Annotated in this window: 11 protein-coding genes; 9 read left to right on the top strand and 2 right to left on the bottom strand. The window is 61.3% G+C overall.

Annotated features, from left to right (window positions below):
- Positions 1–871: 871 nt before the first annotated feature.
- The 9 genes from ACN0S5_RS00190 (at position 872) to ACN0S5_RS00150 (ending at position 10,673) form a co-directional block, all read left to right on the top strand.
- Positions 872–1,519 (top strand): GntR family transcriptional regulator, encoded by a 648-nt coding sequence (locus ACN0S5_RS00190; RefSeq protein WP_417204912.1) that lies wholly within the window; start codon positions 872–874, stop codon positions 1,517–1,519.
- Positions 1,520–1,620: 101 nt separating this feature from the next.
- Positions 1,621–2,484, top strand: coding sequence for an FAD binding domain-containing protein (locus ACN0S5_RS00185; RefSeq protein WP_417204911.1), 864 nt, complete (start codon positions 1,621–1,623; stop codon positions 2,482–2,484).
- Positions 2,481–2,978 carry a (2Fe-2S)-binding protein gene (locus ACN0S5_RS00180; protein ID WP_417204909.1) on the top strand — a complete coding sequence of 166 codons (498 nt, stop codon included), beginning with the start codon at positions 2,481–2,483 and terminating at the stop codon, positions 2,976–2,978. The genes ACN0S5_RS00185 and ACN0S5_RS00180 overlap by 4 nt, the downstream gene beginning before the upstream one ends.
- On the top strand, positions 2,975–5,299 hold the full coding sequence (locus ACN0S5_RS00175) for a xanthine dehydrogenase family protein molybdopterin-binding subunit (RefSeq protein WP_417204907.1): 2,325 nt from the start codon (positions 2,975–2,977) through the stop codon (positions 5,297–5,299). The genes ACN0S5_RS00180 and ACN0S5_RS00175 overlap by 4 nt, the downstream gene beginning before the upstream one ends.
- Complete coding sequence (locus ACN0S5_RS00170) at positions 5,286–6,335, top strand: CobW family GTP-binding protein (protein ID WP_417204905.1); 1,050 nt, start codon at positions 5,286–5,288, stop codon at positions 6,333–6,335. The genes ACN0S5_RS00175 and ACN0S5_RS00170 overlap by 14 nt, the downstream gene beginning before the upstream one ends.
- A gap of 338 nt (positions 6,336–6,673) precedes the next feature.
- Positions 6,674–7,603 carry an amidohydrolase family protein gene (locus tag ACN0S5_RS00165; RefSeq protein WP_417204904.1) on the top strand — a complete coding sequence of 310 codons (930 nt, stop codon included), beginning with the start codon at positions 6,674–6,676 and terminating at the stop codon, positions 7,601–7,603.
- Positions 7,604–7,634: 31 nt separating this feature from the next.
- A complete protein-coding gene (locus ACN0S5_RS00160) occupies positions 7,635–8,579 on the top strand; it encodes an amidohydrolase family protein (RefSeq protein WP_417204903.1) in 945 nt (314 codons plus the stop codon).
- Between the two features lie 116 nt (positions 8,580–8,695).
- Positions 8,696–10,087 carry a UbiD family decarboxylase gene (locus ACN0S5_RS00155; RefSeq protein ID WP_417204901.1) on the top strand — a complete coding sequence of 464 codons (1,392 nt, stop codon included), beginning with the start codon at positions 8,696–8,698 and terminating at the stop codon, positions 10,085–10,087.
- A gap of 10 nt (positions 10,088–10,097) precedes the next feature.
- Entirely contained in the window at positions 10,098–10,673 is a 576-nt protein-coding gene (locus tag ACN0S5_RS00150) for a UbiX family flavin prenyltransferase (RefSeq protein WP_417204899.1), read from the top strand.
- A gap of 597 nt (positions 10,674–11,270) precedes the next feature.
- On the opposite strand, the gene ACN0S5_RS00145 is transcribed toward ACN0S5_RS00150, so the two are convergent.
- Together ACN0S5_RS00145 and ACN0S5_RS00140 are read right to left on the bottom strand one after the other, a co-directional pair.
- Positions 11,271–12,641: an amidohydrolase family protein gene (locus ACN0S5_RS00145; protein WP_417204898.1), complete on the bottom strand. Its 1,371-nt coding sequence runs from the start codon at positions 12,639–12,641 to the stop codon at positions 11,271–11,273.
- Positions 12,638–13,420, bottom strand: coding sequence for an ABC transporter permease (locus ACN0S5_RS00140; RefSeq protein ID WP_417204897.1), 783 nt, complete (start codon positions 13,418–13,420; stop codon positions 12,638–12,640). Before ACN0S5_RS00140 ends, ACN0S5_RS00145 begins: the two co-directional genes overlap by 4 nt.

Raw genomic sequence — 13,420 nt, 5'->3', positions numbered from 1 at the left:
ACCCGCCGACAACGAAACCAGCCGGCTTGCGATCAATTGTCCGGGGCGTGGCGCACCCTTGGGGTCTGGACCCCCAGCCCGCTGCCTTTGGAGGGCCGCGAAGGAGGCAGGTTTCACCCGAGGCTCATCATGTGGACCCTGTCGCATACAGATTCAGGTCGCGGTCATCACGGGGTATCAGGACCGAAACGGGACCAGTGCGGGGTGCAGGTTTGCGATTTTTCGGGACTCTGACGCACAAGGCCCATGAGGGAATCATCTTGTGAATCCAGCATGGTAGCTGGACAGCACAAGCAAACCCATACCGCCCGCCCGACCCGCACCGCCGCGCCCCCGATCGCCATCGAAACCGTGGCTTTGTGAACGTCCAAGCCAATCCTGCGTTTGGTCTCTCCCCAAGTCATGCGGCCCTACGTCAGTCAATCCGGCGCATCCCTCGAACTGAAGATGCCGCGTGAGACGCCACCGGCCCTGTCCGCTGGTGCCTCGATCAATCGGTCCCGGTTTGGCGCAGACAAGCTGTCGGCGGGGCCCTGTCGCCAAGGTCTGCGGCGACTTGCCGAGGGCGGAACGAAATCCAGCGTAGTGCAAACGGGACTGACCCGGCGCGTGGCCCCGGCCCTGCTCCGCGCATCCGATTCGACGCGGGCACATCTTGGCGAAGAGATGCGGGCACAAGCCGCCCAAACGGCCACTTTGATCAAACCAACTATATATGATTAAACGATTTTACTATCTTTGTTGACAAAATATCAGGACCACCCTAGCCTGATCATGAAAATGTTCAGAGGTTGCCGTGAAACACTCTCCTTTCCGAAGACCCCCCGCCAAACGATCCGAGCTGAAGAGCGGCCCTGCGGCGGAGGAGCGGGTGTTTTCCGTGGTGGTCGATGCGGTCCAGTCCCACCGGTTGCTGCCGGGGGACCGGGTGGTGGAACGGGAATTGGCGGATGTGGCCCGAGTAAACCGGCAGGCCATCCGCAACGGGCTGCTGCGGCTCGCAAATGCCGGACTGGTCGAGACCTTGCGCAACAAGGGCGCACGTATCGCGCAACTGACCGAAGAAGAAGCGCTCCAGGTGTTTGAAGCGCGCATCGTGATCGAAACCGCGCTGCTAAAGGCTCTCGCGCACAAGTTTGACGACAAGGCGCGCGCCGCGTTGCAGGACATCGTCAGCTCCGAGGCCGCCGCCTATGACGCGGCAAGGATCGAAGAGGCCCGGCACCTGTCGCGCCGCTTTCACATGGAAGTTGGCCATCATGCGGGCAACAAGTTCATGTCGCGGTATCTCGATGACCTGATCAATTGCCAGCCGCTTCTGTTGTCGTTCCGCGGCGGCAAGGCCTCGCAGTTTTCCGGCAACGAGCTCCATATCAAGACGCTGGGAGCCCTCGCCCGCGGTGACGGGGACGAGGCCGCCCACTACAACCATGAATTGCTGTCCGCGCTCCGCTCGGAAATGCTGCGCGACATCAATGCCAAAAAGGCGGAGGACGGCGAGACGTCCACACCTGCCTGACCGGAGATATGTTCCGGACATAACCACTGGCGAAGCCCCCAAAAGGAAAGCGGCCATCCATCGAACGCGTACCGGTCCGTGCGCAAAAGAAAGGAGCTGCGATGAGACGCTTTGCTTACCACGAACCATCCACGCTTGAAGAAGCCTCCCGGCTGCTGAGGGATCTGGGCGAAAACGCCTACGTCTACGCCGGGGGTACGGATCTGCTGGTCGAGATCCGCGAGCGGTTGAGGACGGTGAGCGACGTGGTGAACATCAAGTCTATCCCCGGAATGTCCGATATCACCTGGGACGCGGCAACGGGCCTGACCTTTGGCGCGCTGGTCACGGCGCGTCAACTTGAGGTTATTCAGGGCGTTCAGCAGACCTATCCGAACTTCGCGGAGGCGCTGCGCCAACTTGGCTCGATCCAGGTGCGCAACCGCGCAACCGTGGTGGGCAATATCTGCCGGGCGTCGCCCTCTGCGGATACCATCCCGCCGCTGATTGCCGACGGCGCGATCATCCATATCTATTCGCCTCAGGGCATGCGCCGGATACCGCTGGCCGACTTCTTCACCGGGCCGGGCCGCTCCGTCCTGAAGCGTGGCGAGATTGCCACCGGGATCATCGTGCCGCCCCCCGCGCCCGACAGTGGCCGCGCCTATATCAAGCATGGCCGTCGCAAGGCGATGGAACTGGCCACCGTGGGCGTGGCCGTCTCACTCGACCTTGACGGCGACCGTTGCCTTGCCGCGCGTATTGCGCTTGGTGCCGTCGGCCCGGTTGTGCTGAGGGCTTCGGCAGCCGAAGCGATCCTGAACGGCCAGATCATCACCGACAGCATCATTCAGCGCGCGGGCCATGCGGCAATGGCCGAATGCACGCCGATCAGCAACGTGCGCGCCACTGCGGAATATCGCCGCGACATGGTCGGTGTCCTGACCCGCCGCGCCGTCAAATCAGCAATGGAGGCCAAAGCATGAAACAGATCGTGGAAATGACCATCAACGGCGACCCCTATGATGTCGTCACCGAAGGCCACCGCTCGCTGCTTGATACCCTGCGCGAAGAGGTCGGGTTGACGGGAACCAAGAAGGGTTGCGATGTCGGCGATTGCGGAGCCTGCACCGTCCTGGTCGATGGTAAACCGACGAATGCCTGCCTGATGCTGGCCGTCGAGGCGCAGGGCAAAAGCATCGAAACCGTCGAGGGACTTCAGACCTCGGTCGAGGTGCTGCATCCGCTTCAGGACGCTTTCATGCGCCACGGTGCCTCGCAATGCGGCTTTTGCACACCGGGTATCCTGATGATGGCGCGCAAGCTGCTGGAGGAAAACCCGGACCCGACCGACGCCGAGATCCGCTTTGGCCTCAGCGGCAACATCTGCCGCTGCACCGGCTACACCAAGATTTTCGACGCCGTGCGCAGCGCGGCCGCAGACATCCGCGCGACCCGCACGCAGGAGGCAATGCCATGAACAAGCCAACCCAGCCCCTGCAAAACGATTTCCGCGTCATTGGCAAGAGCGTCAAGCGCGCCGACGTGATCGAGAAAGTCACCGGCGAAGGCAGCTATGTGGGCGACCTGAAACCGACCGGCATGCTTTACGGCAAGACCAAGCGTTCCGAGGTGGCTCATGCCCGGATAAAAAGCATCGACGTGTCAAAGGCGCTGGCCTATCCCGGCGTGAAAGCCGTGCTGACTCACAAGGACGTGCCGCGCGTTCTGCACTATGGTTCGCCGCACCCGCGCTCTGCCTCATGCACCAAGGACCAGTACATCCTCGATGACAAGGTGCGCTTTTGGGGCGAAGGCGTGGCCGCAGTGGCCGCAATCAGCGAAGAGATCGCCGACGAGGCGCTCGACCTGATAGAGGTGGAATACGAGGAGCTTCCGGCCGTCTTCACCCCCGAAGAGGCGATGAAACCCGATGCGCCCCTGATCCATGAGGTCGGCCCCGGCGGCAATCTGGTGCTTGCCCCGGTCAAGGTTGAACGTGGCGATGTGGACAAGGGCTTTGCCGAGGCGGATTTCATCCTTGAGAACGAGTTTTCCGGCGGCCGACCAACCCCGGCCTACATGGAGCCCAACATCTGTCTTGCCGATTGGGACGGCGCGGGCAAACTCACGTTCTGGACCTCGACCCAGACCTCTTTCATGGTGCGCGGCATCCTCGCCGAAGTGCTGGGTCTCCCGCTCAACAAGGTGCGGGTGCTGGTCGATCACATGGGAGGCGGATTCGGGGCGAAGCAGGATTGCTTCCAGCACGAATTTCTTTGCGCCCTGCTGGCCAAGAAGACACGCCGCCCGGTGCGCATGGAGTTCACGCGGCACGAGACCTTTATCGCCGGGCGGTCGCGCCATCCCTTCAAGTTGCGGCTCAAGCAGGGCTTTCGCAATGACGGCACGATCACGGCACGCGACATGAGCATCGTGTTTGATTCCGGGGCCTATGGCTCGCACAGCCCCGGCGTGACGACGGTGTCCGTAAATTCCGCCACCTCGCTCTATCGCTGCGAAAACATTCGGGCAGAGGCGCGGACCTACTATACCAACCTGCCGATTGCCGGGGCGTTCCGCGGGTTCGGCGTGGTCCAGACCTATTACGCGCTGGATATCCAGATGGATGAAGCGGCGGAAAAGCTGGGCATGGATCCGGCGGCCCTGAAGTTGCAGAATGCGGTGCGCGACGGCGATATCGCGCCTTCAGGCCATGCGATCATCGGGCGCGGGCTTGAGGCGTGTATCAAGACCGGCATGGAAAGGTTCGATTGGTCGGGTCTGCGCGCACAAAACCGCTGCTCGGACCCGAACACCCCGCATTTCCGCAGGGGGTGGGGTCTGGGGTGTGAAATGCACGGCTCATCGGCCTACCCCGGCATCAAGGAACAGGGCAACGCGCTGCTCAAGGTCAACGAGGATGGCTCGATCACCTTGATGACCGGCGCGGCGGGGCTTGGCACGGGCGCCCATACCGCGCTGGCCCAGATTGCGGCCGAAGAGCTTGGCATGCCATTCGAGAGCGTCAACGTTGTGCATGGCGATACCGATGCGGTGCCGTGGGACATCGGTGCCTTTGCAAGCCACACCACCTATCTGGTGGGCAGCGCGACACGCATGGCCGCCGCCGAGGCCCGTGCGGGCATCCTCAAGCGCGCCGCCGAAAAGATGCAGACCTCGCCGGACAATCTGGTCATATCCGAGGGGATCATCCATCTTCACGGGGCGCACGAGCAAAGGATGAGCGTGGCCGAGGCCATGGGCCCGACCCGCGGCATTCCCGCGGCGAACATCCTCGGGCGTGGCACCTATGAACCCACAAAGTCCTATTCCTTTGCCGCGCATTTCGTCGAGGTGACGGTGGATACGGAGACCGGGCAGGTACAGGTCGACCGGGTGCTGCCTGTGCATGATCTGGGCAAGGTGATCCACCCGATCGCCGCACAGGGCCAAATCGAGGGCGGCATCCAGCAAGGCATCGGCCATACCCTGTCGGAGGATTACGTCGTCTGCACCAAGACCGGGCGCTCGCTCAACGCCGGGCTGGTGGACTACAAGATGCCGCTGTCGATGGACATGCCGGATATCGAAACGGTGATCCTGGAAGCGGCACCAGATCCAAGCGGCCCCTGGGGCGCCAAGGGCATTGGCGAAGACCCGATCATCGCCATCGGACCGGCGATTGCCAACGCCATATACGACGCCATCGGGGTGCGCTTTCGCCACTATCCGATCACGCCGGATCAAATTCTGAACGCTCTGAAAGACAAGAAGGAGGCTCTCGATGCAAGTGCATGAAGTCGCAGAAAACAAGATCCCGATCACCATTCTGACTGGCTTTCTCGGCTCCGGAAAGACGACGCTGTTGAACTACATCCTGACCGAACGCCACGGCCACCGGATCGCGGTGATCGAGAACGAATTCGGCGAAATCGATGTGGACAGTGATCTGGTGCTGGCCTCTGACGAAGAGATCTATCAAATGCAGAACGGCTGCATCTGCTGCTTTGTCGACGTCCGCAACGACCTGATCGACGTGATGAAGAAGCTTTTGGCCCAGAAGGACAAGTTCGACCATATCATCGTCGAAACCTCGGGCCTTGCCGATCCGACCCCGGTCGCCACCGCGTTCTTTGCCGACCGCGCGGTGGCCGACGCGGTCAACCTGGATGCCATCGTGACTCTGGTGGATGCAAAGCACATCGACCAGCATCTTTACGACCCGGTGCTGGATGGCCGCGACAACCAGGCGGTTGACCAGATCGTTGCTGCCGACCGGATCATCGTCAACAAGGTGGACCTGGCGCAAGAGGACGGGCTGCAATCGCTGGAGTCGAGCTTGCGCGGATTGAACCAGACGGCGGAAATCATGCGGTCCGAATACGGCATCGTGGATTTGAAGCGCATTCTCAACGTCAACGGGTTCCAGCCCTCCTATGTGAATGAGCGCGCGGAGATCCTCCAGATCGACATGGACGCCGACGACGATCACGGGCACGATCACGGGCACGATCACCACCACGGCCATCTTCATGATGAAACCGTATCCTCGGTCAGCTTTACCTTTGAGCGGCCTTTCGTGCTGGATAAGCTGCGCGACTTCCTGATTTCCTATCTGGAGAAACAGGGCAGCGCGATCTTCCGCACCAAGGGCATCCTGTCAATTGCAGGAGACGACCGGTTCCACGTTCTGCAAGCGGTGCACACGCTGCTGGACCTGCGCCCCGACCATCCCTGGCAGGATGCGCCGCGTCGCTCGAAGATCGTCTTTATCGGCCGTGATCTGGACCGCGAGAGCCTGTCCTCCCGGCTCTCGGCCTGCCTCGTCGACTGAACGACTCCCCCTATCGACGACCGGCACTTTGGCCCGCGCGCTTCGGCGCGTGGGCCTTTGTGCCTTTCCATTATTTCACGTAAATTCAATGACTTAAATGTCAATCCTTGTTGACACCCCCTGCCGAATCTGATTGATTCAAAGCTGGAGTAGAAGCGCAGCCAATTGCTCACCAACCCGTTGAGAGGTGAGGCTGCGTTGTCGAAAGTCCCCAACATATCCGCCGAATCCGCTTCCGCCATGGGCCGTGGGTTAAGCCGCCGTCCGGTGGTGTGCGCGCGGCTCTGGCTGCGTTGGGGTTGCATTGCATCCAAGCACCCAGACACAGGAGTATATCCATGATTATCGACCTGAGTTGCTATCCGACGGATCTCGTCGATCTGGCCTGGCGCCATGACGGCGATCCGTTCACCGGAGAGCGGCTGATCAAGATGATGGATGGGCCTTATTACGTGAACGGCAAGCCACGCCGCGTTGACATGGCCTTCATCCAACCGCCGCAGGGCAACACGATCTACACCCACGGCATTCACGAAAAGGAAGGCAAGGCCGCGATCCGCGAATACATGGCCTATACCGAGAAGATGGTTTGCGAACATCCGGACCGCTTTATCGGCTGCTTTGTCTACAATCCGCGTTACGGCACGCAGAATGGGGCCGAGGAAATCGAGCGTTACGTCAAGGAGTTCGATTTCAAGATGGTGCAGTTGCAGGCCAACATGCACGCCTACCGTCCCGACCGGGCGCTCGACTGGATCCGCCCGGCGATGCGGGTCTGTGCCGATCTGGGCATCATGGTCAAGCTGCACACCGGCGATGGCCCCTATTCGATCCCGACGGAATTCGTTCCGATCATCCGGGAATTCCCCGAGGTGAATTTCGTCCTTGCGCACTTCGGCGTGCAGACCGGCGGGGTGTATACCTTCGAGCCGTTCCAGATGGGGATGGATGAACCCAACGTTTATTGCGAGAGCGGCTGGTGCCTGCAAAGCCGGATCGTGGAATTTGCCAAGGAACTGCCGAAGCACAAGATCCTGTTCGGCACCGATACGCCGCCGAACGAACCCGGCATGTGGATCAACACGCTGGAAGTGCTTTGCCACGAGCCGCCCCAGGGGCTGAACCTCGATGAGGACACGCTGGAGGATTATCTCGGCAACAACACCGCCCGGATGATCGGGCTGACGCCCACCGCCCCGCCCAAAACGGTGGCCGAGGCCGAAGCCTATCTGCGTGACAAAGGTGTGACGCTGGAACCTGCCGAATAAGGCGCCCGACCCTTTCCCAAAGGAGACAAAGATGATTATCGACACCCATCTCCATCCGACCAATCTGGTGGACGAAGCATGGCGCCATACCGGCACGCCCTTCACCGGCGAACGGATGCTGAAACTGATGGATGGCCCCTACATGATCAACGGCAAAAAGCGCCGGATCGACATGGGCTTTATTCAGCCGCCGCCGGGCAACACCGGCTACCGCGATGGCAATCGCATGGGACGCGAAGGCATTCGCGACTACATGTCTTATTGCGCCGAGCTGTGCCACAACTACCCCGACCGCTTCATCGGCAACTTCAGCTACAACCCGCGCTGGGGACCGGAAAACGGCGCCAAGGAGATCGAATTCCATCACAAGGAATACGGTTTCAAGATGATCAAGCTGCACGCCAACATGCATGGCTACCGCCCTGACCGCTGTCTGGACTGGCTGCGCCCGGCAATGGAAATGTGCGCGAAATACAACATCATCGTGCTGATTCACACCGGCGACGGGCCCTATACCATTCCGACGATGTTCTACCCGATCATCCGCGAATTTCCGATGGTCAACTTCATCATCGGTCACTTCGGCATCCAGACCGGGGGCAACTACAGCTTCGAGGCGTTCTGGATGGCGATGGACACGCCCAACGTCTATTGCGAAAGCGGCTGGTGCTTCCAGTCGCGGATCGTGGAATTCGCCCAGCAGCTGCCCAAGGACAAGATCGTCTTCGGCACCGACACGCCGCCCAACGATCCGGGCATGTGGCTGCGCGAGCTGGAGGTGCTTTGCCACGATGCGCCGCACGGGATGAACCTTTCGGAAGAGGATCTCGAAGGCTACCTCGGCAACAATGTCGCCAAACTTGTGGGCATCGACCCTTCGCCGCCCCCGCGCGACGCCAAGGACGCCGAAGCGCGCCTGACCGACAGCTATGCCGGCGTCGATAGGGCCACCGGAAAGCATCTGGAACCGGCCTGACCAAAGCTGGCGGCGCCACGGTTCCGGGCGCCGCCACCGACATCCCCGCCCGACCTTGAAGGCCCCGAACGTGAGGGCCGCCAGAGTGAGGGGCCCCAGATTTCAGGATCTTCTCCATGTCCAAGTCGCCACACGCCACCACTTATCATGCACAGGACGTCCGGCATTTCCTGTCCACCTATACCGCGGCCCAGCCCGATGATGTGATCGAGATCGACGCGCCGGTATCGGATGACCAGGATGCGACGGCGATGATCTGGGCGCTTGCGGCCAAGGGGCAGTATCCGATGCTGAACCTCAAGAACGTGCAGGGGTTGGAGTCACCGGTGCTGTGCAACATTTTTGGCTCCCGAACGCGGATCGCGCGACTGTTCGACACCGACGAATCCGGGCTGCACGCCGCCTATCAGGCACGCTCGCGCGCGGCGATGCCCTGCGAACTGGTCACGACCGGCCCGGTCATGGAGCAGGTCATTTCCGGCGATGACGTCGACCTGAACCTGTTGCCCATGCTCAAGCATTTTGAAACCGACGCTGCGAAATACATCACCTCCGGCATCATTCTGGGCGAAGATCCCGAAAGCGGGATCGGCAACCTGTCCTATCATCGCGCGATGATCCACGCGAAAAACCAGCTTGCCACATCGTTGCATTCGCGCGGACATTTGTGGCGTCTGCTGAACATGGCCAAGGACCGGGGCGAGCCGATGCCGGTCGCGATGATCATCGGTGGTCATCCCCTTTTCATGCTGGCGGCTTCGGCCCGGCTGGCGTTTGAAGAGGACGAGCGCGCCATTGCCGGCGGGCTGATGGGTGCGCCTCTGGAAGTGGTCGAAACCCCGAAATATGGCATCCGCGTGCCAGCCCATGCCGAAATCGTGCTGGAAGGGGTGATCGACCCCGATGCCAGCGTCGAGGAAGGCCCGTTCGGGGAATTTACCGGCTATTCCTCGGATCGCTCGACCAACAACCTGTTCACCGTGGAAACCATTCTGCGGCGCGAAAGCCCGATCCTCGTCAGCGTCGCGGGTGGCAATTCGGCCGAACACCTGAACCTCGGGCGCATCCCGCGCGAGGCCGAGATGGTCGAAAAGCTCAAGGCACGTTTTCCCTCGATAACGGCGGTGCACTACCCGTCTTCGGGCACCCATTTCCACGCCTACGTGGCGATGAACCAGAGCCGTGAAGGCGAAGCGCGGCAGGTCATGCTGGGGCTGCTTGGCTGGGATCAATATCTCAAGAACGTCATCGTCGTCGATGCGGATGTGGATATCACCCGTGACGAAGAGGTGCTCTGGGCGCTGTCGAGCCATTTCCAGCCGCACCGCGACGTGGTGATCATCGAGGGCCTGCCGGGCAACGCGCTTGACCCCTCGGCCAGCGGCATCGGCACCACCTCGCGCATGGGGCTGGACGCCACCCGCGGTCCGGGATTCCATGGCACGCGCGCGCTGATCAGCGAGGCAGCACAGAAACGGGCGGCCGACCTTCTGCGTGGCAAAGGGTGAGGCCGCGGACATGACCTTATCCAGACGCATGATCGTCGGCATCTCGGGCGCGTCCGGTGTCATCTATGGCAAGCGCATGCTCGAAGTGTTGCGCGATCTGGACATCGAAACGCACCTGGTGATGTCGAATGCCGCCCGGATCACCATGGCGCATGAATGCGATTTCACGGCTGCCGACCTTGAGGCGCTGGCCAGTCACACCCACTCCAACAAGGATATCGGTGCGGGCTGCTCGTCCGGGTCGTTCCGCAGCATGGGAATGATCGTCGCCCCCTGTTCGGTCAAGACCATGGCCGAGATCGCCTGTGGCACCACATCCAGCCTGCTGGCACGGTCCGCCGATGTGGTGCTAAAAGAGCGGCGGCGGCTGGTGCTGATGCTGCGCGAAACTCCGCTGCACCTGGGCCATCTGCGCAACATGGCGGCGGTGACGGAAATGGGCGGGATCATCTATCCCCCCGTCCCGGCCTTCTATGCCAAGCCCCAGAGCCTTGCTGATATGGTCGACCATTCGGTCGGCAGGGTGCTCGATCTGTTTGACCTCGACGCCGGTATCGTCAAGCGCTGGACGGGCGAGACGATTTAGGGTCCACGGGTCGCGGCGGGGGCCTGATCACGAGAGAGGCACCGCAGACGGCCCCAAGGGTGCCGAACGCCGACAGCCCGGATATCCTTTGGTCAAAGAAACGCCGGGCCCGCACCGCGGTCAAAGCGGGCACCAGATCGAAGAAGCTTGTCACTCGCGCGACGGAACCGGCCAACAGCGCAATTTCCCCTCCGATACGTTTCTGGAGCACTGTGCCCAAAGATATACCCGGCAATGCCGAAACCGCTGCCGAATGGCCAATTGCACTGAAGCCAAGTGCTCTGGAGCCAAGTGCACTGGGGCCAAGGCACCCGGCAGCCCTCCGGGCCCGGCAATGCCCAACACGATACCGGACCCCCACTTGAAATGGCAAAGAGCACCCCGCCCGGATAGATGCCGTGCGCACATATCCCGACACCCATCCGCCCGCCCGCTTCGCGGACGATGAAGCCGGCGGTCCAGATCACGACAAAGGCAATCGGGATCAGGCGGGTGAGAAACCGAAGCGGCAAACGTTTGGACATGTGTTCAAAAACGCAAAGCCACGGGGCGCGCGCGCGCCCCGTGGCTTTGGTTGTTGTTCGATTGGCCGGTGGTTCAGAGTTCGATGGACTTCAGCTTTTCAACCACCCTCCGCGCCTCATGGCGCAATTCGGTGAGATCCAGCCAAGGGATCTTGCCGTTTTCCACCAGCGGCCGACCTTGCACGAAACTATGGCGCACCGACAGGTCTCCGGCAGAAATCACCGGGCTGATCACCGCATCGTGCTGGCCAAAGTATCTTGGCGTGTCGAGGTCGAAAATCGCGATGTCGGCGCTCTTGCCGACCTCGATCGTGCCGATGGTATCAAGCCCCAGCACTTTGCCCCCGCCTGCCGTGGCCCAACTCAGCACAGTTTCTGCCCTGCTGGCGATGTTTTGGTTGGCGGCGCGGGGCAAAGCAAAGGCCAGATAGAGCGTCGTCCCCATATCTGCCGCCTCATTGGCCGCGGCACCATCAACCGCCAGCGACACCGTGCCGCCCGCAGCGTGCAGCGCAGCCGTGGGTGCGATACCCGACCCAAGCCGCGCATTGGCCTGCGGACAATGCGACATGCCGGTTCCGGTTTCAGCCAGGACCTTCACTTCGCTCTCATCGATGTCAACCATATGCGCGAACCAGACATCCTCGCCCAGCCAGTCGTGTTCGGCCAGCCAATGCACCGGACGCATTTTGTAGTTGGCCAGCGTGTAGTTGGCGTAATCCTTGTTTTCACTCAGATGAGAGTGCAGCCTCAGGCCCATGTCGCGCCCGGCCTGCCGGATTTCTTTCAACTCGCCAATGTCTACGGAGAACGTCGGCGTTGTGGGCGCAAGCGCCACACGCCGCATCGAATCCGGCGCAGGATCGTGCCAGCGTTGTGCTGTGGCAGCGACGGATTCCAGCATCTGCTCCAGACTTTCGGTCGGGACGCTCGCGGAATTGTCGCCATCGTACTTGCGGGTCTTCGTTGCGCTGCCTCGGGCCAGCACAAAGCGTGTGCCGAAATCTCCGGCGACGTCAAAGAGCACTTCGCTGGGGTCGTAATCGTAGCGATCACTGTAGAAATAGTGATGGTCCGATACGGTCGTGGCCCCGCTCAGCACAAGCTCCGCCATACCGACCTTGGCCGATACACGCATCACATCTTCGTCCACATACGGCCAATGCGTGACCGGCACCAGCCGCAACCAGGCCGCAAGCGTTTCATTCATCCCACTTGGCACGGCTTTCAGACAGCTCTGAAACAGGTGGTGATGGCTGTTCACGAGGCCGGGCGTGACGACACAGCCCCCGGCATCAATAACCTTCTCTCCCGGCTTGGCTTCCAGATTGCCCAGTTCGGCAATCACCCCGTCCCTGACCCGGATGTCGCCCTTGGCGCGGGCCTCCTGACCGATCTTGCCGGTCAGGATTCCTTCTGCGTTCTTGATCAGGAAGTTGGTCATTTCCCCTCCCTCGGCAGGCTCCACGGGAACGCCCGTTTCTGGATCTGCGTGATGATCTGAAACAGCGTCAGCGACATCAGCACGAGAATGCCAAGGCCCGCCCAGGCCTGTGGGATCTTGAACAGCGAGGTCGAGAACTGGATGAAGTATCCAAGCCCTTTGTCCGCCGCCACGAATTCCGCAACCACCGCGCCGATGATCGACAGGGTCACCGAGATCTTGAGCCCCGAAAAGATGTAGGGGATCGCGAAGGGAATGCGGATCTGGGTGAATTCACGGATCAGCGGCGCCTTGAGCGAATGGCTGAGTTCTATCAGTTCCTCCGGCGTCGCCTTCAGACCGGTCGTCATCGACACGACCAGCGGAAAGAACGAGATCAGGAAGGTGATCAGAACCCGGCTGGAATCCCCCGAGCCAAGAGTGACGACGATGATCGGTGCCACCGCCACGATCGGCGTCGACTGGATCACCACCAGCAGCGGATACAGCCCGGCCGAGACGATTTTTGACCGGGTCAGCAGGATTGCGGTCGGCAAGGCAATGGCGATGGCCAGAAGGAAGCCGGTCAGCGCCACGCGCAGGGTTGCCCAGATATGCGCGAACCAGCGCGAAAAAGTCACCGCGTCAAAGCCTTCCGCGATCCGGCTTGGCGCCGGCAGCAAGAAGGACGGGATAGGCAGAAAACGTGTGCTGAGCTCCCACACGACAAGGATGGTCAGGAATGTCAGTCCGGGAAACAAGCCGGGGATACGGTTCATTCGATCAAGAGTACCGGCCAT

The sequence above is a fragment of the Antarctobacter sp. genome, from assembly GCF_048262615.1.
Classification (GTDB): Bacteria; Pseudomonadota; Alphaproteobacteria; order Rhodobacterales; family Rhodobacteraceae; genus Antarctobacter.
The sequence above is the reverse complement of the archived record's forward strand: the minus strand, read 5'-3'. Positions and strand labels throughout refer to the sequence as shown.

Excerpts from the sequence above, each read along its gene's own strand:
- ACN0S5_RS00185 (WP_417204911.1), top strand. The coding sequence starts at position 1,621 with ATGAGACGCTTTGCTTACCACGAACCATCCACGCTTGAAGAAGCCTCC.
- ACN0S5_RS00150 (WP_417204899.1), top strand. The coding sequence starts at position 10,098 with ATGACCTTATCCAGACGCATGATCGTCGGCATCTCGGGCGCGTCCGGT.
- ACN0S5_RS00180 (WP_417204909.1), top strand. The coding sequence starts at position 2,481 with ATGAAACAGATCGTGGAAATGACCATCAACGGCGACCCCTATGATGTC.
- ACN0S5_RS00160 (WP_417204903.1), top strand. The coding sequence starts at position 7,635 with ATGATTATCGACACCCATCTCCATCCGACCAATCTGGTGGACGAAGCA.
- ACN0S5_RS00155 (WP_417204901.1), top strand. The coding sequence starts at position 8,696 with ATGTCCAAGTCGCCACACGCCACCACTTATCATGCACAGGACGTCCGG.
- ACN0S5_RS00145 (WP_417204898.1), bottom strand. The coding sequence starts at position 12,641 with ATGACCAACTTCCTGATCAAGAACGCAGAAGGAATCCTGACCGGCAAG.
- ACN0S5_RS00170 (WP_417204905.1), top strand. The coding sequence starts at position 5,286 with ATGCAAGTGCATGAAGTCGCAGAAAACAAGATCCCGATCACCATTCTG.
- ACN0S5_RS00165 (WP_417204904.1), top strand. The coding sequence starts at position 6,674 with ATGATTATCGACCTGAGTTGCTATCCGACGGATCTCGTCGATCTGGCC.
- ACN0S5_RS00175 (WP_417204907.1), top strand. The coding sequence starts at position 2,975 with ATGAACAAGCCAACCCAGCCCCTGCAAAACGATTTCCGCGTCATTGGC.
- ACN0S5_RS00140 (WP_417204897.1), bottom strand. The coding sequence starts at position 13,420 with ATGGCCGGTACTCTTGATCGAATGAACCGTATCCCCGGCTTGTTTCCC.